The organism is Fictibacillus barbaricus, assembly GCF_014635025.1.
GTDB lineage: Bacteria > Bacillota > Bacilli > Bacillales > Fictibacillaceae > Fictibacillus > Fictibacillus barbaricus.
Map to the genome: position 1 here is coordinate 454,023 of NZ_BMCE01000001.1, position 23,882 is coordinate 477,904.

Sequence of the window (23,882 nt, forward strand, 5' to 3'; positions counted from 1 at the left end):
GGGAAAAGGAGGCAAAGGATTTTTTTCTCAACATTAAAGCAACAACTCCCTAATTAAATTGTCTGACAATTCTATACATAACATAGATGATTTTACAATTTCATGTGTTTGAGCTCGATTGTCGAGAGAATGGGAGGGAACACCTATCTTGCTCGACATAAAAAGGAAAATATAAGGAATTGTACACATGAAAATTAGGCTAGAAGACTTAAAAAATATAGCAGGATATCAATTGAAATCGGAGTTTGAATATTGGATAATTAAGGAAGTGCTGGGTATGAAATGAATACATAAGAGAGGGCAACGGTGATAATGGGAAGCAAAGTTTATGAAGCATCTACCTTGAAGGCTGCAACCAGAGAACGAGCCCATCAATATGAAACGTTACGAGAACAGTTCGAGTCATTAAAAAAAGAGTTTGGTAAGATTGTAGATAACGGTGAATTTCAGGGTCATGGAGCAGAAGCGATCAAAGGATTCTATCAAGCACAGATCGATGTGGTCGATGCATGGATCCGGTTCATCGATGTGAACGTTGAATTCTTAAAAGGAATTCCAGGGGACACTGAAGATGCAGATCTTTCAGGCGATACCGTGGTTCAGGTTCCGTTTTTAGAGGAAAGTGTGGAACGAGCCGGAAGAACGGCCATAGATAGGGTTGCCGATCAACAAGAAGCCCTTCAGAACATCTTTAACGGAATCAACGATCTTGTGTCGCTATCGGTATTCTCGAAGGACGCTTTCGATGACCAGATGGCTCAAGCAGAAAAGAAACGAAGTCAGACCGTTGAGAAAGTAAACACACTCGATCAACAGTTATCTCAAGAATACGCGATCTCACAGAATCAGGAACAGCATATCTATGGTTTGTTCGCTCAGATGATGGAAGCCACACGCCAAGGCGAAAAGATCTCACCTCTTTATTTTAACGCGGAAGCGTATCATAACAGCGACGTGTATAAGGCGATCGGACAAGCGGAAGAAGAGACGACTAAATATCTCACCATTAAAAAAGAACAACAAGAATCAAGAGAAATTGCGAAAAAGATGGAAGAGATGGAGAATCGGCCGTGGTATGAAAAAGGTTGGGACATGGCGTGTACCTTCACTGGAGAAATGACGGGATATTACGATACGATAAGAGCATCAACGGGTGTTGATCCTGTTACAGGACGCAGGCTTTCCAATGCCGAGCGCATCGCAGCAGGTGGTATGGCAGCTGCAGGCTTCATCCCGGTCATCGGATGGGGTGGAAGGATTGCAAAAGGCGGAAATGCAATCTTCAAAACCGTAAAAGGCATGAACGCAGCGGACAACATGCTAGATGCCTATAAAACGACGAAAGGTCTGAGTAATCTTCAGAAAGCGGAGTTTGGAATTTATGGTCTCGTTTCGGCCAACGGATTCGGTGAGTACTTTACCGAAAAGGATATGTTCGGAAATGAGCTTACAGAAGAACAGCGAAATCAAAGCTTGTTCAACGCATTTGCAATCGCGGGAGTAGGCGGTGCAGGTTATGCACTGAACAAAGTCGACGTTGGAAAAGCGATGCAGACCAAATTCCCGCATAGTACGAAGTATGCGCAGCAGCAAGTGGCAAAAGCTCAAGAACTTCTCAAGACCGTAAAGACAAACATAGGGAATACGCAGATTCCGGTACGATTTAGAGTGGAAGAAGTCGCAGTTGCAGGGGGCGGCTCTTTTAAAACGATCGCTACGGAAACGAAGACACTAAAAGAGTTGATGATGCAGGCATCGGATTTAGGTAAGGGTACAAGTAAAGATATTAAGAATTATAGAAAGACATTTTTTGATAAATACCCTGAACTTGAAGGAAGTGTTGTAGTTCATCATGCTATTGAGCAACAAGTTCTAAAAAAATACCCAAATCTGTTTACACTTGAGGAAATTCATGCTCTAGAAAATCTTAGAGGAATACCCAAAGAAATAAACAGTGATATTCACTTATCAAAAATAAGAAAAGATTGGAATAGATTTTACAGAAATCACCCAAATCCTACAAAAGAAGAATTAATAAATTATATGATTGAGTTGGATAAAAAACATGGTGAAAACTTTAATCCACCAGTAAAAAAGTGAGTATATATTAGGAAGGACGATAACTAATGATATTATATTTTTTAGAGCCAGAAGTGTCTGGTGGTCATGGTGAACAAACAATTTATGGAACAGAAGAAAATGTTGCAAAAGAGGGTATATCAGGGAAAATAAAGTTCTTGCATTATGAGTTTGAGGGGTGGCTAGGAGATGATCTTTTAGAGTCTACACCAGCCTTTATAGTATCAAGCAATCTAGAAAATGAATTAAAAAAGAGTGAATTTAAAGACTATAAATTAGAAAAATGTCTGATTACTATGTCCGATGTATTTATGGAACTGTATCCTAATAAAGAAATCCCTTCTTTTACTAGATTTATTCCGCTTGGAACAGTTGAAGTAGAAGGAGAGAACTTCAAAAACTGGTCTGGACATCATTTTTGCCTATCGTCAAAAGGAGAGTTAGTAGTAACTAAAAAGGCGTTAGACTTTTTAAAGAAATTTTCAATTAAACATTGTGATATTACAAGCCTGACACAATCATAACTTAAATACCTTAGAGGATTCCCTTCCTCTTTCTCATGTTACTTTTACGATACACAATAAATTTGTATCGGTAGTACGGGCTAATAACTAACGAAATTAAAGGTGCTCGTTGGTTTAAAGATAGGATAAGTAATGAATTACTTTATATAGCTAACTTTAAAGCACTTGATTGCCTTTTAGGCAACAGGTGTTTTTGTTTTTATGAGATATTTATTCTTTAAACGATGTACCATCATGAAGTAATGATTTTATGCTTTGTTCGTGTGAAAAGTATGATAACCCAGTATATGACATTTTACATGGGAGCACATAATAAACTATTACAAATTGATACATCTGAAGATTATGATATGTTTAAAAGGCGATTTATAATGCTTTAATTCTTCTATACAACTTTAAATATGAGGGAAATAAAATGAAAACCACAATTAATACAAGTAATTTAGAGTTTTTAGGCGCAGTAGAATACTTGTAATATACATAAAAAAACTCGATTTGTATTTTAGTTTTTCGAGGTTTTTCTATTACAGGTTATTGTCAAATCAAAAACTCATGATGGTAAGTAGACATACGAGATTCTATACCATCATGGCGTTTTATTTTAATACTGGGATAACTAGAAAAGTATGAGAAATGGGCGAGATGACATTTTACATGGTAGGGGTAGTTATAACAAAGCAGATTTAAAAACTGAAATATAATAAGCTATCAAGTTAAGCAGCAATAAGATTGGGAAGAAGACTGAGAAACTTTACTGTCTTCTTATAAATAATAAAATTTGAAATAAGTATTAAGAAGATAAAATTATTATGTGATTAATAGATTTGTGAGGATATATATGGAAAACAAGATACTAAGTATGATTGAAACTTATGAAGAAGATAACGATTTTTATGGCCCTATAGCCATTGAAAGAATTCATGAGATTGAAAAGGATTTAGAAGTGAAATTCCCTTTAATGTATAAAAACTTTATACAAGGCTATGGTTCTGGTGGAATATGTGGTGTTAATATCTTGGGGATAGAAGGCAATGATGGAGTTTCTGTATTGAAAACGACTGAAAGGTATAGGGAGCTTGGATTAAGAAAAGACTTAATTGTCATTGAAGATTTAGGTGAATTTATAATGTGTAGTGAAACAGGGGATAATGAGACCATTTTATACTGGGATCGAGTAGAAAAACAAGAAACAATTAGGTATGATAATTTTCAAGATTATCTTGTAGATACATTTCAAGAAGCAATAGACAACTGGGATTAATAATTATCTTCTTAAATTAATGCATTCTAATTCAAAGGTAATATTCTGTGAGTATAATGATTGGTAAATAAATATAAAAAGAAATCTATGGTTAGTTGAATACGAAAATCTCTTAAATAAAGTTAATGAATTAGAATTTCACGGATTGGTAATTTACAATACTAATTTAAATGATGATAACAACAGAATAATTAGTGCCAATGAAATCTGGCGTGAAATGAAAATGAATGGGATAGTGATTTTTTTTTATCGGATATTCTAATATTTCTTGGTATTCTTTGATATTGAACTATTTGGAGTTGGATAAACCAAGCGGGGATGTAGTAGAGGAGTTTGATAGTTTTAATGATATGCTGGAACACGCTTTAAAAAGCGTGTTGTAAAAATTCAATGGGAGGTTATTAAAACAGTTAATGTTATTATTTGAAGACTACTTTTCGGAATTACAAACGGATATGGTCGCAATTTGTCTGGAATATGTCGAGAATAATGCTGATGATATCTACATTTATTGCTCGTATGAACCAAAGATGTATGTATTTGATGTTTTTACAGAATCAATGGCCAAATTGTCCATAAAAACCAACTGAATAACGCTATAAAGGACTCAAATGATCAGCATGAGTCGTGTATGATGTTTCAAAAGAGAGGCAAAAAGCACTATTGAAAATTGGTAACGAAAATTTAAAGCTTATTCATAAAAAATGTGAAGAATTTAACAGAAAAATGCCAACTGAAATCAAAATGTATTACAATGTAAAACAAAATAAATTAAAAGCAACATATAAATATGAATTGGTGTATTCAAATGATGAAGAATTACTACCAGATGATATCTTCGATGCATGGTTTGAAGAAGTAAAAGCTAAATTTTTTTCTTAATTTAAAAAAACGATAGTTATAACTATCATGAACGCGTTATAATCTAGAAGTGTAAAAAAATGTATACTTCCAGATAAAGATCGTACAAGCGATAAGAACTTATTAATGAATTTTAGTTGAAAAGCAAGTAGATAAAAATTAGTTAACAAAAAGCGATTGCCCCAATGGCGATCGCTTTTTTCTCTTTTATTATTAGTATTCTACGTAATCGTCCCGCGGTCCACTTGCTCATGAAGGATCCCCATATTTAGCTTTACGGCTTCTGAGACTTCACATAGCGCCTCGATGGCGATGGCTTTTTCATCCGACAGCTGAAAGACAATGTCCTTGAACAGGCGGTCCATCTCCTCTAAAATTCCCATCGCTGCTAAGTTGTATAGGTGGATGTTATAATAGCTGGTCTGGCTGAACAGGGCAGAGTAGATGTAGGGTTTAAAATTCTGCAGCAACTGCGGAAAATAGACCAACAGGTTGCCTACGCCTCTGCGCAGTCCTTCTACGGTGTTTGCCAGTTCGTCGAGTGGTTCAAGGGCAGCATTTACGCTTGCTCGGATCTTATCATCAAAATCTGTGAAGAACCCAACTACTTTTCCAGGAAGATTGCCGTCGAGTGCGACAGCTAATGCTCCTTTTACTGAGGCTGAGATACTTTCCAAGGTATTCTCGAGTAAAAAGGTGATCGTCTCAAGCCCAGCTAAGAGCGGCATCAAGCTGGCATGTGCAAAATGTGTGGTCTTCCCGAATGCAAAGTCTAACTGAACCTCTAAAAACTTCATCCCCATTTTTAAGTATGGTGAATCTTCCATCGTGTAGATCTTGGTCGACTCCACGGTTGGTCCGCCTAATGATGCGGTTGCCTTGTTTTGAATGGCATGAGCGAGCATGGAGTCACGATTCTCAAAATCTATCGCCACATGCTTCACTTGTTTTTGATAGTCTGCTAGATGTTTACCGATCAATGTATTATTTTTACCGATGATTGCAAAATGCGAACGCAGTTCACCGACAACGGCATCTGCAAAATAATCTGTACCGCCTTCAAATAATGCTGGAATCTGGTTGGAGACAAAATTAAGGGTCACTTGCGTGAGATCGTCCACATTTGATCGCATCATGAGTAAGAAGTTTCTTGCCTCGTTAAAAAGGGTGTCAGTTGCAATATCTTTTTGAAAAATAAACTCAACGATTTCAGCGGGTGGAGAATTCAGAATATAGTTCAGCGCTTGAGCTTTCGTTTCAGCCACGTTCAAGGTGGCAATCATTCCGTCGATCGCGGATTTTATGATATAACCGGATGTTGTAATACCTGCAAACAGGGGACTGCCTGCAGCCTCTTCCATCATCGTTCGAAAGGTTTCCTGCAGATTACGCACCCTCTCATAATAGCGGCTGGCTTCATCTTGTACGATCTCATTGGAATTCTGAAGGTAGCTTTCAACGAGCGCAACGCGTTCTAAAACATGGCTCTTTAATGAACCTGCCAGTGTATCCATATTTTCTTTGTTGATCTTGATCCTTTCAGAGCTGCCGCCATAGAGGGGCTGACCGGTCCAAATGCTAGTCACGATATGCGCATCCGCATCGATGTAGATCTTTCCGTAGCCAGGCTGACCAGGTTGACCGATATAATAATATTGTTTTCCGTTTTCTTCACCAATGTAGCCTGTATGGTTGGTCGAAAACTTTGCAAATTCGGGAATGCCGCTATTGATTGTATATTGATAACCTGGGATTCGATGACCTAGACGAAGAGCGGTTTCCGTCTTTGTTAATCCATCGTATTGAGAGAAGTAGTTCGTGATGTTGGGGTACTTTTTGTTGTAGTCGACAAGACCTTCTGGGAGCAGGGCTGGATTAAGCGTAACAGTTTTGACATCTGGATTTTCAATTCCAACAGCATTGGCGTTTCCACCACCGAGTGAGTTTCCGCACACATAAGAAACAGGGCCGACCTCCTGGTTGATATCATGGAAATATTGACGTGCTGCTTCCACTTGGGCAGGGGTCATATCGCTTAACAACTGTGCATCCGTCAACAAGTCTTGTTTCGTGGAAGGATTGGTTCCGGTATAGGCAATGATGATTTCTTCCGTTTCATAGGACTGGAAGGCAATCGCGTCCAGTCCCGTAACTTCATCCGCATGTGTATCGACGACTACATATTTATTGCCGTTTACTTCAACCACTTGATCTTCCACATAGTTCATATAGGCATTATAGCCGGCAAGCTCCACTAAATCAGGGTCACTGACGGTCTGAATCTTCTTATTCACTGTAACCATTGGCTGCCTCCTGTTTTATTGCTTCTTAATATAATTAGGATTTGCCCGTTTGATCGTGCTCTCTTTCGTTCCGTCTGCAGATTTAGCGTCGATGGTATTGTCGTTTAGATAAACACTATAGTATCCAGGGGAAAGAGTATCCATGTTTTCTAGGTCAGTTGAGATTTGATCTAGAATCTTTTGATCTGGCTTTTGATCTTTTTCCTTCATAAATAACTGAATAGTGATGCGGTAGCCTTTTGGATTAATTTCTAGCGACTGAGCAGCTTGCTGCCATTCTTCTTTTGTAGTTTTAGGATTTTCCAGATAGTTTTCATAAAGGGCATCAAATCCATCATCAAGCACGCTTATATAATAATAAGGTGTTGTGAATCCGGTGGAACGTACGTTTTGAATCGCTTCCTCTTGCATGCCTGTAACGGGTTGTTTGGATGTGAAATCCTCTAAGTAAGAATCAAGCTCCTTTAGTTGATCTTCATAAATCATGGCGTAAAGACCGCTTTTAATGGCGGCTTCCACTTGGCCTTCTTGTGTCCAAATGCCGTCTGTCATAACTTTTTCCTGACTGTCTATAGGAACGATTGCAAATGTATGAAAGTGGGGTTCTCCAACAGATTCTACGAAAACGGAAGCTCCGTCTTTATTGCCCACTATGTTATGTACGTTTACTTCTGTTTTATAGGTATCCAAAAAGAACTTCTTGGTTGCTTCGGTAATCTGATCACGGTTGGCTTCGGCGACTTTATCTGTCTTTTTGCCATTGGGAAGCTCATATCCTTCACCGTTATAATTATCAATGCTCACAAACGTGTTTGAAGGTTTGCTCACTTTTTCCTCACCACCCTTATTCGAGTCGCCATTTGTATTCGAGCACCCTCCTAATAGAAGGGCAGCACTTAGAAGTGTTCCGGTTATCAGCTTTGCTTTATCTGAGTTACGGCTGTTTGTATGCATAAGGGAGAACCTCCTTGGTTCAGCTCACTGTAAAATTAATCATCTGTCTTATTGTAATACCCCATCTAAATAAAGTGCCACTAGCTTTTTACCCAAAAAAAGTAAAAAAGTAACAAATCATAGGACGCCTAATGTGTAAGAAGTCCCGGAAAAAGATAGAAAAAGGAAATCACCTTCTTCACGGAAAGATTTGTAAGCTTTATAATAAAGGATACGTGAAAAAAAAAGGGACAGGGAAGCATGACAGACATCTTATGGACGATTTACTTAGGAATTTTAGGGGCATTTGCGATAGGTTATCTGATAAAAGGTGGTTATAAGACCCATTCAGCAAAACTAGATTTTGTAATCTCCATCTTTACTTGGATTGGATTATTCGGGTTTGTTACCGAAAAAGAGATCTTAACTCCATTTGTATGGAAGATCGTTTTTGTCGGCGGACTTGCTTGGGATCTCTTATATGGACTAAAAAAGTTCAACGAGGAAGCGGAAGAGGTTCCGAAGGCTGCTCGACCATTCGTTTTCGGAACAACAGTGCTTATTTTAATCGGCCCGCTTTATTACGGGTTGTATCAGTATGCATTTTAGCATGAATGAAAGGTAGATGTTCAATATAAACACAAACCAGAAAGCCATTGATCAGCTTGAAAAGAACAATTTGCAAGAAGCTATGAAACTTTTTAAAAAAGCTGTACTTGAAAGAAGAGATGTTCAATCGTTAACTAATCTTGCATGGATGTATCTTCATGAAGAAGAGGATGTTCAAGCTGCGCTGGTTCTTGTCACAGAGGCGATTGAATTAGAGCCATATTCTCATTTTCCCTATAGCTTATATGGTGAGCTCTTGTTGAGATACGAAAGATTTGAAGAGGCGTTAAAATATTTGCTCATCTCGATCTCGATTGAGCCAACGCCGGAAGCCTATCATAATGTTGGTGTGGCAAAATACTACCTTGGCGATTCTGCTGAGGCTGCAAAGTACTTTGGATTGGCGGCAGGGAAATCAGACTTTACGTTATATAACCAAGTTGAATGTTTGATAGATTCTGGTCAGACTGATGAAGCAAAACGTATACTCGGTACATTTGATGAAAATGATGAGGATTTTATCGGTGAGATCGATTTGGCTGAACTTTATGCTGAATTGGGGCTTTTTGAAGAAGCGATCATTTGGTTTGAAAAAGGATGGGAAAGTTATTATAAGACCCCCGACTGGATCGTGCGGTTCGTAAATGCTCTTTTTAAGACCAATCAATTAAACAAGGCTCAAATCCTCATAAAAGAAGCCATCCAACTGAAAGAAGAAGAGCTTTGTAAAGTTCGTGAAGATGAAACGGATGAAGATTGGACCGAACTAGACAAGCAAGAACAGGTTAGAGAGCTTATGGATGAGATCAAAGAATATGAATCTATGATAGAGCGGGTAACAGAAGGAGTCTTGCCCGCGTTAAAAATAGAACCTTCTATAGAGGGCGGCTGTTATCTCTTTGGCTGTCAGCGACATGAACATGATGAATATAAGCATATATAATGAAAAAGAGAGAGGCGAAAAATACTCTCTCTTTTTATTATTTACTTCCCAATTTATTGAACAGTCATGTACTCAACAATGAGCTGTGAAACATCACCGATGGCGAGACTAGCTTGGTTCAGTCGATCCACACACTGCATGATCAGATCATAATCCATTTTTTCAACAGCTGGGAGGTAGTTTTGAGCAACGAACTCAAAGTGATCCATTACTTCTAGATACTTATCTTGTATGTGAGCTGCATCCGCTGGCGGCTGAATGCTCCGCGCCTCTTTAATCAACGCGTTCATCTTATCGATGTGGACTTTTCCATCGGTTATAAATTGATCAGACATCATATAGTCAGGGTCGTTTGAGCCATCCATATTATATTGAGAAAAATCGATTAAAACCGTTGACCACTCATCTAGATTAGCGGCTAAAGCTTCTCCGTAAGCAGCTGTGTCTTCATTAACAGCGGGTTCTGCTGGCTCTGGTTCTGGAGCAGGTTCAGCTTTCGTTTCTTTATCCGTTTCTTTTTCAGTCACTTCCGTCTTCTGTTCCTTCTCCTTCTTTTCTGTCTTGGATTCAGCTTCACTGCTGCATCCTATCAGTAAAAACAACATCAAAGCAAACCACAAACCATTTTTCCAGACGCTCTTCATCATCCATCCTCCCAAGTATGTAAATTCATGCTGCCTTCTTAACCTATTCAGGGACTTTTGGAGGACATCCATTATTTTGAAATATTTTTTTATGGTAATTTTCCAATGCTGCAGGACAATCCGATAGAAAAACGTCATGTATCGGATAAGCTCTCCATATAGTAGTAGTAATCATCATACTAGTGGCTTCTTAAAATAGAATTGCCTTTGATTAGAGGAGGGATCGAATGCTTCATATTGTGGCTTGCATCAAGCAGGTGCCGGATACGAAGATCATCAAGATGAACCCGAAGACAAATACGATGGACCGGGCGAGTGCACCGGCCATTCTGAATCCGTATGATGCACATGCGGTGGAAGAGGCAGTACGTTTGAAAAAGCGTTATGGGGGAACCGTTTCCGTTTTAACGATGGGACCGCCGCCAGCGGTTAAAGCAATTAAGAAGTGCATCGAGATCGGAGCGGACGCGGGCTACATGATTTCAGACCGTGCTTTTGCGGGGGCAGACACGCTTGCAACGAGCTATGCGCTCACGAAAGCGATTGAGAAGATTTCAAAGATCAAGCCCGTGGACCTCATTATCTGCGGAAAGATGACCATTGATGGTGACACCGGACAAGTAGGTCCTGGTATCGCTCGCCGGCTAGACATGCCGCCACTCACCTCAGTAAATAAGGTAAAAGAGATCAACGTTAAAGAAGGGTATGCGGTCGTTCACCGGAAGCTTGAAGACGGGTACGAAGTGATTCAGTCTACCATGCCTTGTTTAATGTCGGTAGAAAAAGAAATAAACGAAGTGCCGTATTCATCGATGAGCAATATGCTGAAGGCTGCTCGTTATCAGCCGATTATCTGGGCGGTAGCGGACTTAGAGGATGTGGATCGTCCTCAGCTCGGATTGAAAGGTTCACCAACAATTGTTTCAAAAGTTTGGGCGCCAACGAAACCAAGTGGCGGCACGATGCTAGAAGGAGATGCGGCTCAGCAATCTCAGCAGCTTCTAAATATTCTGCTCGAGAAAAAAGAACTTTTTGCAGTGAAGGGAGGGTCTGGCGTTGAGTTTTGAGGATTATTCAGGCATTTGGGTGTTTATTGAAGTGAAGGACGGGGAGGTTGTTCCGGTTTCCCTTGAGTTGCTTGGAGCTGGAAAAGAACTTGCAGACAAACGGGGTACGGAGCTTGCAGGTGTTTTAATCGGAGAGAACGTGACACATCTAGCAGACTATCTTTATGAATATGGAGCGGACGCTGTCTATGTGTATGATGATGTGATTTATAAAAACTATCGAACAGAGTCCTATATGAAAGCTTTGCTGGAGTGCTGCCAGAAGTACAAGCCAGAAGTGATTCTATACGGTGCTACTTCAACGGGTAAGGACCTTGCGAGTGCAGTCGCAACTGACCTTCCAACAGGACTCACGGCAGACTCTACTATTCTAGATATTGAAGAAGACACGGGATTGCTGCTTGCGAGCCGGCCAGCGTTTGGCGGTAATATCATGGCTACGATTCTATGTAAAAAGTATCGTCCGCAAATGGCGACTGTCCGGCCTAAAGTAATGAAGGCACTTACCCCTGAACCTGGCCGAACCGGTAGATTGATAGAAGAAACAGCTTCTATTAAAGAAGATGATATTCGCACGAAGGTGCTCGAGATCGTGCAGCACACGACGAAAAAGGTCCGGATTGATGAAGCAGATATAATTGTCGCTGGCGGAAAAGGGTTGGGAAGTGCAAGCGGGTTTCAGCTTATTCATGATCTCGCTGAAACGTTAGGCGGAGCAGTTGGAGCCAGCCGGGATGTGGTTGAAGCGGGATGGGTGGAGCATCATCACCAAGTCGGACAGACCGGTGTGACGGTTACGCCAAAAATTTATTTTGCCATCGGAATTTCAGGAGCGATTCAGCATATCGTAGGGATGCAAAACTCTAGTCTCATCATTGCAATAAATAGTGATCCAGCAGCTTCGATTTTCCAGTCCAGTCACTACGGAATCGTAGGCGATGCTTTTGAGATCGTACCGTTGTTGATCGAGCAATTTAAACAAGCGTTTAACCAGGAGGTGATCGACCATGTCTGAGAAATTTGATTGTATCGTTGTCGGGGCAGGCCCTGCCGGAATTTCTTGTGCCTATGAACTCGCAAAAGCAGGCGTAAACGTTTTGCTCATAGAACGCGGTGAATATCCAGGCTCTAAGAATGTAATGGGCGGGGTGCTTTATCGCAAAATGATGGAAGATGTGATCCCGGATTTTTGGAAAGAAGCACCGCTCGAGCGTCCGATCGTGGAGCAGCGGTTCATGATGATGGATAAGGAGTCGGCGATCACGTTCGGATATAAAGGGATGGAATGGGGAAAAGAACCTTACAACAACTTTACGGTGCTTCGTGCAAAGTTTGATCAATGGTTTGCGGGGAAGGCTGTTGAACAGGGCGCTTTACTCGTGAACGAAACTGTTGTGCTCGAATGCATCGTGGAGAACGGAAAGGTAGTCGGAGTGCGGACGGATCGCCCTGATGGCGACCTTTATGCGGATGTAGTGGTTTTGGCCGATGGCGTAAATTCTCTTTTAGCCAAGTCGCTCGGCTTTCATAAAGAGTTCCGGCCGGATGAAGTCGCACTTGCCACAATGGAGATCATCAAGCTCGATAAAAAGATCATCGAAGACCGATTTAATCTAGAAGAGAACCAGGGTACGACGATTGAGCTTTTTGGAGATGCCACAAAGGGGATCCTTGGCACCGGATTCCTCTACACGAATAAAGACACGCTGAGTCTTGGTGTCGGTTCACTTCTATCTGGATTAATCAAGCATAAAATTAAACCATATGAATTGCTGGAATATGTAAAAAACCATCCGATGATCCGGCCGTATATCGCTGGGGGAGAGCCAGTCGAGTACTTAGCGCATATGATTCCTGAGGGCGGCTATAAATCGATGCCTAAAGTGGCAGGGAATGGGGTGCTAGTTGTCGGGGATGCTGCTCAGCTCGTGAACGCCATCCATCGTGAAGGGTCAAACCTGGCGATGACATCAGGACAGCTAGCGGCCGAAACGGTCCTTCTAGCAAAAGAACGAGATGATTATTCAGAGTCCACTCTCAACCATTACAAAACAAGGCTGATGAGCAGTTTCGTTGGGCAGGACATGAAGAAGTATAAAGATTCGACTCATCATTTTGATAAATTCCCGCAGTATTTTGATAAGTACATTCCAATGATGAACAAAGCAGCGAGTCAGATGTTCACAGTCGATGGTTCCTCCAAATGGGAGAAGCAGAAGAAGATTTGGCGTGATGTTGGATCAGCTGGTGAGAAAATTAAATTAGCTCGTGACGCATACCGGGCGTGGAAGGTGATGAAGTAAATGAGCGAAAAGAAGTGTCAGACAATCGAAGAAAAACAGTATCTCGTTCGTTTTAACGCAGACACAAAGTCACATCTCACCGTCATGGATGCCGATATCTGTTTAACGAAATGTCCTGATAAAATTTGTACGATCTTCTGCCCGGCAGAAGTGTATAAGTGGGAAGAAATCCGCATGCATGTAGGGTATGAAGGCTGCCATGAATGCGGAAGCTGCAGGATTGGGTGCCCGCATCAAAACATCAAGTGGGAATATCCAAAAGGCGGACATGGGATCGTGTTTCGGTTGGGGTAAGATGGAACATAAAAAAGGGGGACTCGGATGAGCCCTCTTTTTTTCTGTATATCGATTGAACGACTCTTAAGCGTAAGTTACTCCCATTTCGTACATCTTCTTAAGAGCTTCAATAGTTAAATAGTAGTATTTACTAGCGTTTTTATATTTTTGATGGCTCTCATAATATTTACCGATGATCGGATAATACTCTGTTAGGTGGATCCACTCATTTCTCTGTTCGAAGTATGGAATAAGTTCATGAACCATAAAGTGTATTTTCTCTTCTTCATTGTTCTCGGGAGCAAATACATGTTTGTAGTACATAAAATGCAGTTCGTATCCACGATACAATGGATTCTGCTCAGTTAGGTTAAGGCCTTCTTCTATAAGAGCCAATCCCTGTTTGGGACGGTTCGTCTTTTCGTATTCTTTGGCTAACGTAACAATCGTCGAAAGTTTAAAAGAATTTGGCTGGTTGCGCTTTGCTTGCAGACTCATTGCAAAAAGTTGGATTGCTGTTTCTGAGTCATCTTTTTTTGTCGCAATGATCCCTAAATTCTGATAGATAGCGCCTCTTAGCAGGTCATCATCAAAAGCGTTCGCGATGGTTTCAGCGAGCCCAAATTGATTGGTCGCTTCCTCCAAATTTTTTATCCGGAGATAAATGATCCCAAGAAGAATCCTGCAATCTGCGCTTCTCTTAAAGATATACGTCTTATCAAAAATTTCTAAAGCCTTATTTGTGTATTCCAGAGCGACAATATTTTTATAGAGCTGATTTGCTGTGAGTCCGATCAGGTACAACAGATATCCTTTTTCCCATTCCTGAAAACGGTTGTGCTCTAAGCGGGTCTCAGCTTCTAATAAATAGCCGAAAGCTCCCTTGTATTCTTTTTTATAATAGCTGAGAAGTCCTCTTGCAATAAAATAATAGAAGCCTTTTTCTCCTCTTATGACGTTGCCTATATATGCTACCTCATCCAGCAATACTTGAGCTTCCCTTGTTTCTTGTTTAGCCATTAATAGATAGATGCTTTTAAAGATCTTATGATAGATATCCTCATCTACATATTGGAAGGGTGATTTTGTGAGAAGCTTGAATTTTTGTTCAGCTAATTTATAGTCTCTTAGATAAAGTTGCTGGAAAAGATTTACGTATCGTTGAAGGATCTCTTTTTCGTTCACGGGACCTAATCCTATTTGCAATCGATTGGCTAGATGCTGCTGTATTTCCTCTGAGGGTTCGGTTACTCCATTTTCAATCTTGCTCAAATAGGGAACCGAACAAATCCCGGATGCAAGTTCTTGCTGAGATAAGTTTTTGACTCTTCGGAAGTAACGAATCCTTTCTCCTAGATTCATTGTTTCACCTCGCCTTTTTTCTTTGATTCTATCATTTGTTAGGGATGAATTCAGGTCAAGCTCTAATTACTTATCTAAATATACAAGAACTTTAACTGTGAGAGGAAACTAGTATTGAATTATTGAAGTTAGCACCCTAAAACGCTGCATGTTTCCCAATTTTCTATACTCTTTTTTTAGTTATAATTAACTATAGAAACTAACATCTAGGGTGAGGACATGACTATTGCAAGAGGTACTATCGTTACGTATCAAAACGAATTACATAAGGTACTTCACATCTATTCATCTGGCTTTCTTGAGATCAGGAAAGTGGATGAAAAATATTTGACGCGTGTTATTTTGGTCCATCAATCAGAGGTTGCAGCCTATCATTCTTAATACATGCTATCAGTACCAATATAACAAGACTCAAAAGTCAAAATAAACGCTTATGAGTCTTTTTTGTGTACATGGATGAAGGATCGAGTGCTGGAAAAGAGCAAGAAGAAACTTGGTTGTTCTTATTTCATCCATAAGTATCAGAATTTTTTGAAATCGATTATAATGGAAGTATTAAACGACAAGGAGGAAATGTACATGAAAAACATGACAACTCAAACCGTACAAACATATAAGGGTGGAACACGTTCTTAAATTGTAACGGTGTGTCCCCTTATGTGTGTCTAGTCAAAAAACACAAAAAGGGGTAAATCATGCATTTTCCAGTAAAAAGATTTCTCTCATACTACAAACCATATTTGCCGTTGTTTTTGATGGTTCTGGCAACAGCCATTATTGTATCTGGTGTGACGTTGGTTCTTCCGCTGCTTGTTCGGTATATTACGAAAGATGTGTTAGAAGGAGACTTATCCATTGCGCTCGACAAAGTGTTTAGAATTGGGGCACTCATGCTCGTTTTAGTGGCCATTCAAAATCTCGGAACCTACTTTGTCGACTATAAAGGCCATGAGGTCGGTGCGCGCATGGAAAGTGATATACGCAGCGAGCTGTTTCAGCACTTACAAAAGCTTTCTTTTGGTTTTTACGATAAAGAGAAGACCGGCCAGCTCATGTCTCGGGTAACAAACGACTTATTCTTGCTTGCAGAACTGTATCATCACGGACCAGAAGACTACGTCAAGTATTTCGTGCGCTTTGTAGGAGCCTTCGTGATTTTATTTTTTATAAACACTCCCTTAACGCTCGCCGTCTTCTTTTTCATGCCGATCATCGGTTTTCTTTCACTGTATTTTAATAAAAAGGAGAACGAAGCCTTACGGAGGAACAAAGAGCGTATTGCAGATATTAACGCACAGCTTGAAGATACGCTATCAGGTATCCGAGTCGTAAAGTCGTTTGCGAACGAACACGTGGAGATCGAGAAGTTTAACCGCGAAAATCTTCGGTTCTTAGATAGCCGAAGAAACACGTACAAGGTAGAAGCAACCTTTTTTAACAGCATTCAAACCCTTATCCAGCTGATTACGATCACAGTGGTTGTGTTCGGAAGCGCTAGTATCGTCAATCAAACGTTGGATCTCGCGGATCTGATCACATTCTTGCTGTATATCGGCTATATGGTTGAGCCCATTCAGCGGATGACTCATATGAGCACACAGTTTCAAGAAGGCATCACAGGTTTTCAACGCTTTATGGAGATCATGAATTTGAAGCCATCGATTGAAAATAAGCAAGATGCGGTGACTCTGCCTATGCTTCAAGGTGACATCGAGTTTAAGGATGTATCCTTTCGTTACGAGGAGCATTTGGTCCCTGTCTTTACAAACCTGTCACTTCACATACGACCAGGAGAGTTTGTTGCCTTAGTGGGTCCTTCGGGTGCTGGAAAAACGACGTTATGTTCGCTCATTCCTCGCTTTTATGATGTGACAGACGGGGAAGTGATGCTTGATGGCATCAACGTATGTAATATTGACTTGAATTCACTGAGAAATCACATTGGTATCGTTCAGCAAGATGTTTATCTGTTTGCGGGAACGGTTATGGAAAATATCCGCTACGGAAAACCTGGGGCGACCGATGAAGAAGTGATTGAGGCGGCAAAGTATGCAAACGCCCATGACTTTATCATGAGTTTACCAAACGGCTACCACTCTGAGATCGGACAACGGGGAGTTAAGCTGTCAGGCGGTCAAAAGCAGCGGCTCAGTATCGCTCGCGTTTTTTTGAAAAATCCGCCTGTACTGATTTTAGATGAGGCAACGAGTGCGTTGGATAACGAGTCTGAGAGCATCATCAAGGAATCGCTTGAATCGTTAGTGAAAGGGCGAACTACGATCGTAATCGCTCACCGACTCTCTACAATCCGTAACGCTGAACGGATCCTCGTTCTAACGAAGGACGGAATCATGGAAGAAGGGACGCATGACGAGTTGCTTGCGAGTAAAGGAGCATACGCTCATCTCTATGCCAAGCAGTTTGAAGTCCACATATAAGTTGGAAAAGGCTCTCTCTTTTTTAAGGGAGGGCTGTTTTTTTCTTTTTTAGTGGGTGTAACAATTGTTTTCTGAAACCGTCTATTTATTTGAGGGGGTAAGAAGATGAAAAAGTCTTTCGTTCTAGTTTTAATATTGCTTTTGAGTTTGTCAGCATGTTCAGAAACTAAAAGTAAAAGTAAGTTAGATGTTTCGAAACTTAAGCAGTCATCATTCGGCGAATTGCCTAATGCGATAACGGAGGAGAACAGCAAGATCGAAGTGAAAATTGAAAAGCAAACCTATAAAGAATCAGACAAAATTAATCTACTCCTTAAAAACAAAGGGAACACGAAGATTACCTTTGGATATCCTTATCAGTTGGAGTTCTTCAAAGGTGGTTCTTGGTATGAAGTGCCCCTTGACGAAGGAATCGATTTTAAGATGGTTGGTATCATTTTAGAGCCGAATTCCCTTCATATTGATGTAGTCAATTTAAAAAATCGTAAATATAAGATAAAAGCTGGGAAGTATCGTGTCGTGAAATCATTTAATTTAGATGGAACCGAAATAACACTAGCTGCTGCATTTTATTTAAAGTAATATTTTAAAAAGGTACAGAAAAACGGAAATGATTATTATCGTGCCTATTGTGTAGAGATAGATTATTCCGGTCTCTTCAAATTTTCCTTGCCCCTTTTTTATTCTAAAAAGTAACCACATATCAAACATCGCAAATAAAAGAGCAGACCCGCCTCCCAAAATTGCATATAGCCCCCACATACGAAAGATTAGCCTTCCTATGAAAAGTCCCGACACTCCATGCAATATTATGTACACAGGAACGCTGATTTTATAGTTCACTCCAATTTTACAGATGAAATATTCTATCATGGCTGAAGTTATAAGCCCCAAAAATACGATGGCTGCTGCCGCAATAAAGGCAGAAAAGATGGGAATCATGATAAACTCTACACCCATATCAGGAGAATTTTTTTCTAATCCTGACAGAAGTGTAAAAACTAGAGAAAAGGTTAGACTTGTCATGATCGTTGCAAAGATCTTACGCTTTCCAAATGCTTCTTCCATTGCAAGTACTCCTTTGTTTTTTGCGATTTCTTGATATATCTCCAGATTTCTTGATATCCGTATGCGAATTCTTGATATATCTCCAGATTTCTTGATATCCGTATGCGAATTCTTGATATTCGACAAATTTGTCTTGATATATGTAGTAGAAGTCTTGATATCTGCCTTCGCAGTCTTGATATCCCCACTTTCCTCTCTCGTAGCCTCGTTATCTAAAATAACTATAATAGAATTAGCCCGAATGACAGCAAAAAAACATAAAGAGGCGATGTCGAAAGGAGCAACGCAATAATTTCACTATTAATATATCTGCCTGAAAAGTAGTATACCAAGCTACCGACTGTTAATAATGGACTGATTAAGATCAAGAATCTAATATCTTTGTAAATTAGTAAATTAAAAAAAATACTAAGTATGACTGCAATAAGCAATAATAGAGATAGTTTGAATACGAGACTTTTATCGTGGAAGAACTGAAGGATCTTTTCAGCTAAGTAACAAATTACATAGATGAAGAACACGAAAAAAGGAATGAGGTTTGGGAGGCCATCAAATCCTCCTTCAAAACCTATGCTGAGGAAAAAGTAAAAAATGGTGAATAAAAATGTGGCACCAGCGCCGATGTAAAAGGGATTGCTTTTAAGTTTTGTAAGCATCTAAATCTCAACTGCTTTCTGTACTATTTAACCTTATTTTTGCTCTACCATCATAGAACTATTATTATCGTTTCAAAAAGCTTTTGTTTAAGGGTAACTTATATAAGAACGAGATGTTTTTAAGGAGTGGTAAGATGTACGGTTCACCGCAGATGGTATCAGTTATATTTTATGGAGCCTCACCAATGCACTCGCATCATCATAATCGAGCTGCGCTGCAAGCAGCGATCGCTGATGTTGATAGCAGGGGCAGGGGTGTAGTTTTTGTGCCTCCTGAAATAGATTACGGCTATAAAAGAGGAATACCAAGTACATATCCTGATTTTTCTGCAACATGCCATGACATTCTGATCCATGATTATTCTCTCAGTACTCGTTATGATGGGTGTGAGGGAGATGGCATGCAATACAGGATTATTACGAAGACGCACCATGAAACGGCTGGCAAGCATGACGGTAACACACAATGGCTGAATGGGGCATGGCATCCTGCTTTCATGTTAATGCATGATGGTGAGAACACGAACAATCGAAGAGCTACATATTTTACTGGAATCAAAGGAGAAGTTGCCTGGGGAGTAGGCCAAGGAATTAATACGGCGGGTGTTTCCAGCGGTGTGTCTAAGCACGCGACAGATGATGAGTTAGCGCATTTTAAAATAATCGGCAACAAAGTAGCTGGTGGCAAGGGACTCGAAACAATGCTGGCAATTAACAAAACAAATGGTTATTGGGGATTCGGCGGAATGGCGAATCCTGACAAAGAGTTTCACTTTAAGACAAAGCGCGGCTGCAAAGGTGAAATCAAGTTCCAGTCACATACGGACAACTTAGAAATCAGTTTTAGCACGCCGAAGAGAACGCGAAAATGGACAATTCGCGATGACAACGGAAGTCTGAACATTACCGATTTAAACGGAACCTCCAATGTTGTGACGTTTACGGATACAGGGGAAGTTATAGCGAGAGACGGAATAAATATAAACGTAGCGAGGTTACCCAAAAATCCCACCGCCGGAAGAATGGTTTTTTATAAAGGAGAGCTGAAGCTGTACACGGGTAGTTCATGGCGAACAATTTAGATTTCTCTTTAACTTTACATATCTATTAAATGAGTTTCTTTAAAGGAAACCCCATGCTTGATGGAAAATAGAATTGTAGATACAAAAAAAAGAGCTGTACATGCAGCCCTTTTTTAGTACCAGGAATTATCCTCGATATACAGCTCATAATCTTCTGCATCTACTTCGTTAAGCTTTTTCCCGTTAATGTAGATGTCGTTCCATTCATACATGTATTTGTCCAGATAAACATAGAATATGATACGGACGTCTTCTTTCTCGGTATAATCATAGCCTGTAAATTCCACGACATGGTGACGGCCGTCTTCGTTTACATACTTCCATTCAGGGTTATCCATAAATACTTCTAACGTTTCTGCTTCACCGCTAATTCGGACAACATCTTTAATATTCGTTTCTGTCGGTAACAAGGATAAACCAAAATCTACTGCAAAAAAGAGTGCAATTAGCAGTGCTTGCAGGCCAAGCATAATTCCGATGTGTGTTCCGCCTTTTGTCTGAATATAAGAATCTTGCACTGACGCCGGAAAAGCTCTAGCCTGTTTTAGAATATGAGTGGTATGGTTATAATACCAGCGATTTCCGTACCAACCTACGAGTAGAGAGATTGCAGCATAAAAGGGAAAATCTAACCATGCCGGCAGATCCACTAAATAAAAGGGAACGGCCCATAAGAGCTCAATGGCAGCAATAATAAAAAATGGCTTATACATTTTTCGATAGGCGAGCCAAAACGTAGAAAAGAAGAAAGCTAGCCAATTCCATGTGTTGTTGTTTACGGGATCTTTTACCAATCTCCATTTTAAGTCGTAATACGCTATGTTTTTCTGTACAACTTTATGTTGCTCCTCAAATGAGATAAGTTCTTCTTGGTGTGATTCGTTCATTGCTATTCTCTTTCTATTAAATTACTATTTTTTAAACAAATGTTTAATTTTCTTCATCATCGTAACAACTATATTCGGTGTCATCTAACTTGATTTGGTAGTACTTCTTTAACCGTTCCAAAAAACGATGTAGGACATCAAGATTTAGAGCTCTCAATAAGCCAACTCTTTTTATCTATGAGTTTTTTCATCCTACACCTCTTTTTCTTACTTAATGACAGGTTTTTCTTTTCCAGATAGAAAATCTTGGATTATCTCTAAATGATCTGTAAACAAATTCTCTGGCAGCTGATCGATAGGGAAGAACACGTTATCTATGGACTCCGAATTAGACGTAAGTAAATCACCTGTGAACTCATGACAGGTAAAAACATGGTTGACCATTGAAACTTGGTCTCCGTTTTGGAACGTTTTATCAAAGGTTGGTCCTGAATAAATACCAAACAGCTCGAGTTTGCCGAGCTTGAGTCCTGTTTCTTCAAAAACTTCTCTTCTCGCTGTCTCCTGCACGGTTTCTCCGAGTTCCATAAAACCGCCTGGAAGGCCCCATTGTCCGTTGTCACTGCGTTTTTGCAGCAACAACCGATTATTTTTATCAAAAACGAAAGCCCCGGAGACCATCATGATGACTTTTGCTTGTCCCACCATAGACCTTATATATTTTATGTAGTCCATTTACATCCTCATCTCATTATATTTCCTTATTTTTCTACTATACCTTTATTATGTAAGACAGTCTCTAAGTTTTTTTGAAAAAAGACATAATAAAAATGAACTGGTTTTGATCCACTTCATTGCATTAAAACTATGTAGTCATTGGAATTTATGTACACTATTTCACAATCCAGGGTAAAAAGAAAAGCGAGGGTAAATCGGGTCATGCTTCTCTTTGTAGGGTAGGTTCATTGAGTGTGCTCAGAAGATCTTCACGTGCTTTTTGGCTTAATTCATTTGAGTAATTAATTGCGTCATATATGGATGCAAAATGCTGTGATGAATAGTAGGGTGATTTATAGCAGTGCACTCTTTTTGTTTCAGATGGATATACAAGAACCTTCCAGTGATAAACGTCTGGTTGTTTTTCACTGCCTTCCATCGCGATAAGCCAATGTGTGGAACTTTCGACTGCTGCGTCTTCCTCCACTTTTCTTAAAAGGGCTGTACGATCATTCTCACCGATTAAAATGGGCACCTTTTCATAAAACTCCCTCAGGTTTGGGTAGCTGCTCATACCATCTCTCCTCTCAACATGATTTGTCCATTTCACAAAGTTCATGTTTTGTTATTAGGACATTATATGAAAGAAGAGAGGAAAAGATGATAGTTAACTTGTAAAAAGTAAGGCCATTTTTTTTGTAGAGCTATCATATTTACCCATTGAATTCACTTGTTAGCGTTTCTGATCCCCAAATGGCTAGCTGCATGGTAACAGCATCCTTAAAATGCCTAGGGTTATAACCAGTGTCTTCTACGATTTTATTCAGCCGGTACAGTAAGGTATTCCGGTGAATAAACAGTTCTTCTGCTGTCTGCTGAATATTGAAGTTGTTTTTAAAAAAACATTCAAGCGTTTCTTTGTAATTGATTAATGTTTCATGGAGAACTCTTTTGGAGAAACGTTCTGCGACTTCTTTATTTAGTTGATAGATCAGCGCTTTTGATTCTATATCTACATAGTAGATTACGAGTTCTTTTGGATCGCTGATCGCCAATGAAAGATCACAATCAATATAGGATTGGCTGAATTGATCAAAAGAGTCAAATTGCGTGCTGACACCAATTCTGAAATTGAGCTTAAATTGTTCAAATGCCCGTACTATTTCTTCTGTCTTTTTTAACAACTCCTTTTGTGAAATGCCAGACAATGCAATGAAAATACGGTTTATATTAATAAAACCTAAAATGCCATTTTGGCTTCCGATAATCTCCTCAAGCTTGCTGATTATGGTTTGATTTGAAACCGATCTTTCTGACATCTGTATGATCAATGTGGAATAAGGCGGATTTAAGTTTATATTCAGCAGATTGAGTCCCCGCTCGATGTTTTCATAGTTCGGGATGGTTTTTAATAATTCTTCGATAATCATTTCTTTTGTACGTTGTTTCCATTCAAGCTGTGAATATATATACTCCTGTTTAATCATCAATTCAGTTGTCATCTTTACAATTTCACCGATATCTGCTAATTCATCAGAATTTCCGGTAATGCCAAGAACACCGACTATTTTTTCTTGAAAAACAATCGGCAGATTAACTCCCGGCTGTGCACCCCGCCATTTTCCTCTTTCATCTTCCGTAATCCTTAGTGTTTCTCGGGTTCTTAAGACTTCAAGAGCTCCTTCGTGTATATCATCAACCCGTGAGTTGTCACATGAAGCCATGATGACTCCCTGGTTATTCATGATATTTATGTTTCTTTTAAGTTTAAAAGCAGTCTCTTTAACGATTGAATTGGCTATTTCCCTAGTTAACATAAAAAAACCCCATTTAGTCAAAATGTATAAAATTTTCTGATTTTTAATCTATTAATTTATACATTATATACGAAGATATTCTACGTCAAGTTCTGTATAGTGAAAATAAACA

The 23,882-nt window shown here is 39.7% G+C and carries 22 protein-coding genes and 1 pseudogene; 14 read left to right on the forward strand and 9 right to left on the reverse strand.

Translation table 11 applies throughout. The features are described 5' to 3' along the window. Nucleotides 1–312: 312 nt before the first annotated feature. The 4 genes and pseudogenes from IEV52_RS02200 (at nt 313) to IEV52_RS02215 (ending at nt 4,746) form a co-directional block, all read left to right on the forward strand. Nucleotides 313–2,100 (forward strand): ribonuclease YeeF family protein, encoded by a 1,788-nt coding sequence (locus IEV52_RS02200; RefSeq protein ID WP_188400892.1) that lies wholly within the window; start codon nt 313–315, stop codon nt 2,098–2,100. A 26-nt stretch (nt 2,101–2,126) separates the two neighbouring features. Next, nucleotides 2,127–2,603 carry a hypothetical protein gene (locus IEV52_RS02205; RefSeq protein WP_188400893.1) on the forward strand — a complete coding sequence of 159 codons (477 nt, stop codon included), beginning with the start codon at nt 2,127–2,129 and terminating at the stop codon, nt 2,601–2,603. 838 nt (nt 2,604–3,441) lie between these two features. Continuing rightward, on the forward strand, nt 3,442–3,864 hold the full coding sequence (locus IEV52_RS02210; protein ID WP_188400894.1) for an SMI1/KNR4 family protein: 423 nt from the start codon (nt 3,442–3,444) through the stop codon (nt 3,862–3,864). Between the two features lie 413 nt (nt 3,865–4,277). Beyond that, nucleotides 4,278–4,746, forward strand: a pseudogene (locus IEV52_RS02215) (DUF600 domain-containing protein). A 200-nt stretch (nt 4,747–4,946) separates the two neighbouring features. On the opposite strand, the gene IEV52_RS02220 reads toward IEV52_RS02215, so the two are convergent. Next, a complete protein-coding gene (locus tag IEV52_RS02220; RefSeq protein WP_188400895.1) occupies nt 4,947–7,028 on the reverse strand; it encodes an SA1320 family protein in 2,082 nt (693 codons plus the stop codon). A gap of 15 nt (nt 7,029–7,043) precedes the next feature. Then, a complete protein-coding gene (locus tag IEV52_RS02225) occupies nt 7,044–7,982 on the reverse strand; it encodes a DUF1672 family protein (protein ID WP_188400896.1) in 939 nt (312 codons plus the stop codon). Between the two features lie 240 nt (nt 7,983–8,222). On the opposite strand from IEV52_RS02225, the gene IEV52_RS02230 reads away from it, so the two are divergent. Further along, the gene (locus IEV52_RS02230) at nt 8,223–8,570 is read left to right on the forward strand and encodes a hypothetical protein (protein ID WP_229754162.1); all 348 of its coding nucleotides are present in this window, start codon (nt 8,223–8,225) and stop codon (nt 8,568–8,570) included. A 16-nt stretch (nt 8,571–8,586) separates the two neighbouring features. Further along, nucleotides 8,587–9,513 carry a tetratricopeptide repeat protein gene (locus IEV52_RS02235; RefSeq protein ID WP_188400897.1) on the forward strand — a complete coding sequence of 309 codons (927 nt, stop codon included), beginning with the start codon at nt 8,587–8,589 and terminating at the stop codon, nt 9,511–9,513. 53 nt (nt 9,514–9,566) lie between these two features. Here IEV52_RS02235 and IEV52_RS02240 read toward each other — a convergent pair whose 3' ends face one another. Beyond that, nucleotides 9,567–10,157: a hypothetical protein gene (locus IEV52_RS02240; protein ID WP_188400898.1), complete on the reverse strand. Its 591-nt coding sequence runs from the start codon at nt 10,155–10,157 to the stop codon at nt 9,567–9,569. 227 nt (nt 10,158–10,384) lie between these two features. Here IEV52_RS02240 and IEV52_RS02245 point away from each other — a divergent pair, with 227 nt between their 5' ends. Genes IEV52_RS02245 through IEV52_RS02260 form a run of 4 tightly spaced genes read left to right on the forward strand, consistent with a single transcriptional unit; the run spans nt 10,385 to nt 13,821 of the window. Beyond that, on the forward strand, nt 10,385–11,224 hold the full coding sequence (locus IEV52_RS02245) for an electron transfer flavoprotein subunit beta/FixA family protein (protein ID WP_188400899.1): 840 nt from the start codon (nt 10,385–10,387) through the stop codon (nt 11,222–11,224). Beyond that, nucleotides 11,214–12,239: an electron transfer flavoprotein subunit alpha/FixB family protein gene (locus IEV52_RS02250; RefSeq protein WP_188400900.1), complete on the forward strand. Its 1,026-nt coding sequence runs from the start codon at nt 11,214–11,216 to the stop codon at nt 12,237–12,239. Before IEV52_RS02245 ends, IEV52_RS02250 begins: the two co-directional genes overlap by 11 nt. Then, the gene (locus IEV52_RS02255; protein WP_188400901.1) at nt 12,232–13,527 is read left to right on the forward strand and encodes an FAD-dependent oxidoreductase; all 1,296 of its coding nucleotides are present in this window, start codon (nt 12,232–12,234) and stop codon (nt 13,525–13,527) included. The genes IEV52_RS02250 and IEV52_RS02255 overlap by 8 nt, the downstream gene beginning before the upstream one ends. Then, nucleotides 13,528–13,821 (forward strand): ferredoxin family protein, encoded by a 294-nt coding sequence (locus IEV52_RS02260; protein WP_188400902.1) that lies wholly within the window; start codon nt 13,528–13,530, stop codon nt 13,819–13,821. It begins immediately after the preceding gene. Nucleotides 13,822–13,887: 66 nt separating this feature from the next. On the opposite strand, the gene IEV52_RS02265 is transcribed toward IEV52_RS02260, so the two are convergent. Beyond that, nucleotides 13,888–15,165, reverse strand: coding sequence for a helix-turn-helix transcriptional regulator (locus tag IEV52_RS02265; protein ID WP_188400903.1), 1,278 nt, complete (start codon nt 15,163–15,165; stop codon nt 13,888–13,890). Nucleotides 15,166–15,384: 219 nt separating this feature from the next. On the opposite strand from IEV52_RS02265, the gene IEV52_RS02270 reads away from it, so the two are divergent. The 3 genes from IEV52_RS02270 (at nt 15,385) to IEV52_RS02280 (ending at nt 18,185) form a co-directional block, all read left to right on the forward strand. Beyond that, nucleotides 15,385–15,546, forward strand: coding sequence for a hypothetical protein (locus IEV52_RS02270; RefSeq protein ID WP_188400904.1), 162 nt, complete (start codon nt 15,385–15,387; stop codon nt 15,544–15,546). A gap of 314 nt (nt 15,547–15,860) precedes the next feature. Next, the gene (locus IEV52_RS02275; RefSeq protein WP_188400905.1) at nt 15,861–17,603 is read left to right on the forward strand and encodes an ABC transporter ATP-binding protein; all 1,743 of its coding nucleotides are present in this window, start codon (nt 15,861–15,863) and stop codon (nt 17,601–17,603) included. 105 nt (nt 17,604–17,708) lie between these two features. Next, entirely contained in the window at nt 17,709–18,185 is a 477-nt protein-coding gene (locus IEV52_RS02280) for an immunoglobulin-like domain-containing protein (RefSeq protein ID WP_188400906.1), read from the forward strand. On the opposite strand, the gene IEV52_RS02285 is transcribed toward IEV52_RS02280, so the two are convergent. Further along, a complete protein-coding gene (locus tag IEV52_RS02285) occupies nt 18,177–18,671 on the reverse strand; it encodes a hypothetical protein (protein WP_188400907.1) in 495 nt (164 codons plus the stop codon). The two genes, IEV52_RS02280 and IEV52_RS02285, sit on opposite strands and share 9 nt — an antisense overlap. 790 nt (nt 18,672–19,461) lie before the next feature. Between IEV52_RS02285 and IEV52_RS02290 the strand changes: the two genes are divergently transcribed. Further along, nucleotides 19,462–20,409: a hypothetical protein gene (locus IEV52_RS02290; protein ID WP_188400908.1), complete on the forward strand. Its 948-nt coding sequence runs from the start codon at nt 19,462–19,464 to the stop codon at nt 20,407–20,409. Between the two features lie 113 nt (nt 20,410–20,522). Here IEV52_RS02290 and IEV52_RS02295 read toward each other — a convergent pair whose 3' ends face one another. The 4 genes from IEV52_RS02295 to IEV52_RS02310 all read right to left on the reverse strand — a co-directional run bounded on the left by IEV52_RS02295 (nt 20,523) and on the right by IEV52_RS02310 (nt 23,770). Next, the gene (locus IEV52_RS02295) at nt 20,523–21,296 is read right to left on the reverse strand and encodes a DUF2628 domain-containing protein (RefSeq protein WP_188400909.1); all 774 of its coding nucleotides are present in this window, start codon (nt 21,294–21,296) and stop codon (nt 20,523–20,525) included. A gap of 207 nt (nt 21,297–21,503) precedes the next feature. Then, nucleotides 21,504–21,971 carry an NUDIX hydrolase gene (locus IEV52_RS02300; protein ID WP_188400910.1) on the reverse strand — a complete coding sequence of 156 codons (468 nt, stop codon included), beginning with the start codon at nt 21,969–21,971 and terminating at the stop codon, nt 21,504–21,506. A gap of 202 nt (nt 21,972–22,173) precedes the next feature. After that, complete coding sequence (locus tag IEV52_RS02305; RefSeq protein ID WP_188400911.1) at nt 22,174–22,527, reverse strand: hypothetical protein; 354 nt, start codon at nt 22,525–22,527, stop codon at nt 22,174–22,176. Nucleotides 22,528–22,666: 139 nt separating this feature from the next. Next, the gene (locus IEV52_RS02310; RefSeq protein ID WP_188400912.1) at nt 22,667–23,770 is read right to left on the reverse strand and encodes a CdaR family transcriptional regulator; all 1,104 of its coding nucleotides are present in this window, start codon (nt 23,768–23,770) and stop codon (nt 22,667–22,669) included. Nucleotides 23,771–23,882: the final 112 nt, after the last annotated feature.

What these genes read in the sequence shown, in the direction of transcription:
- IEV52_RS02200 (WP_188400892.1), top strand. Translation starts at nt 313, where the DNA reads ATGGGAAGCAAAGTTTATGAAGCATCTACCTTGAAGGCTGCAACCAGA.
- IEV52_RS02205 (WP_188400893.1), top strand. Translation starts at nt 2,127, where the DNA reads ATGATATTATATTTTTTAGAGCCAGAAGTGTCTGGTGGTCATGGTGAA.
- IEV52_RS02210 (WP_188400894.1), top strand. Translation starts at nt 3,442, where the DNA reads ATGGAAAACAAGATACTAAGTATGATTGAAACTTATGAAGAAGATAAC.
- IEV52_RS02220 (WP_188400895.1), bottom strand. Translation starts at nt 7,028, where the DNA reads ATGGTTACAGTGAATAAGAAGATTCAGACCGTCAGTGACCCTGATTTA.
- IEV52_RS02225 (WP_188400896.1), bottom strand. Translation starts at nt 7,982, where the DNA reads ATGCATACAAACAGCCGTAACTCAGATAAAGCAAAGCTGATAACCGGA.
- IEV52_RS02230 (WP_229754162.1), top strand. Translation starts at nt 8,223, where the DNA reads ATGACAGACATCTTATGGACGATTTACTTAGGAATTTTAGGGGCATTT.
- IEV52_RS02235 (WP_188400897.1), top strand. Translation starts at nt 8,587, where the DNA reads ATGTTCAATATAAACACAAACCAGAAAGCCATTGATCAGCTTGAAAAG.
- IEV52_RS02240 (WP_188400898.1), bottom strand. Translation starts at nt 10,157, where the DNA reads ATGAAGAGCGTCTGGAAAAATGGTTTGTGGTTTGCTTTGATGTTGTTT.
- IEV52_RS02245 (WP_188400899.1), top strand. Translation starts at nt 10,385, where the DNA reads ATGCTTCATATTGTGGCTTGCATCAAGCAGGTGCCGGATACGAAGATC.
- IEV52_RS02255 (WP_188400901.1), top strand. Translation starts at nt 12,232, where the DNA reads ATGTCTGAGAAATTTGATTGTATCGTTGTCGGGGCAGGCCCTGCCGGA.
- IEV52_RS02260 (WP_188400902.1), top strand. Translation starts at nt 13,528, where the DNA reads ATGAGCGAAAAGAAGTGTCAGACAATCGAAGAAAAACAGTATCTCGTT.
- IEV52_RS02265 (WP_188400903.1), bottom strand. Translation starts at nt 15,165, where the DNA reads ATGAATCTAGGAGAAAGGATTCGTTACTTCCGAAGAGTCAAAAACTTA.
- IEV52_RS02270 (WP_188400904.1), top strand. Translation starts at nt 15,385, where the DNA reads ATGACTATTGCAAGAGGTACTATCGTTACGTATCAAAACGAATTACAT.
- IEV52_RS02275 (WP_188400905.1), top strand. Translation starts at nt 15,861, where the DNA reads ATGCATTTTCCAGTAAAAAGATTTCTCTCATACTACAAACCATATTTG.
- IEV52_RS02280 (WP_188400906.1), top strand. Translation starts at nt 17,709, where the DNA reads ATGAAAAAGTCTTTCGTTCTAGTTTTAATATTGCTTTTGAGTTTGTCA.
- IEV52_RS02285 (WP_188400907.1), bottom strand. Translation starts at nt 18,671, where the DNA reads ATGGAAGAAGCATTTGGAAAGCGTAAGATCTTTGCAACGATCATGACA.
- IEV52_RS02290 (WP_188400908.1), top strand. Translation starts at nt 19,462, where the DNA reads ATGTACGGTTCACCGCAGATGGTATCAGTTATATTTTATGGAGCCTCA.
- IEV52_RS02295 (WP_188400909.1), bottom strand. Translation starts at nt 21,296, where the DNA reads ATGAACGAATCACACCAAGAAGAACTTATCTCATTTGAGGAGCAACAT.
- IEV52_RS02300 (WP_188400910.1), bottom strand. Translation starts at nt 21,971, where the DNA reads ATGGACTACATAAAATATATAAGGTCTATGGTGGGACAAGCAAAAGTC.
- IEV52_RS02305 (WP_188400911.1), bottom strand. Translation starts at nt 22,527, where the DNA reads ATGAGCAGCTACCCAAACCTGAGGGAGTTTTATGAAAAGGTGCCCATT.
- IEV52_RS02310 (WP_188400912.1), bottom strand. Translation starts at nt 23,770, where the DNA reads ATGTTAACTAGGGAAATAGCCAATTCAATCGTTAAAGAGACTGCTTTT.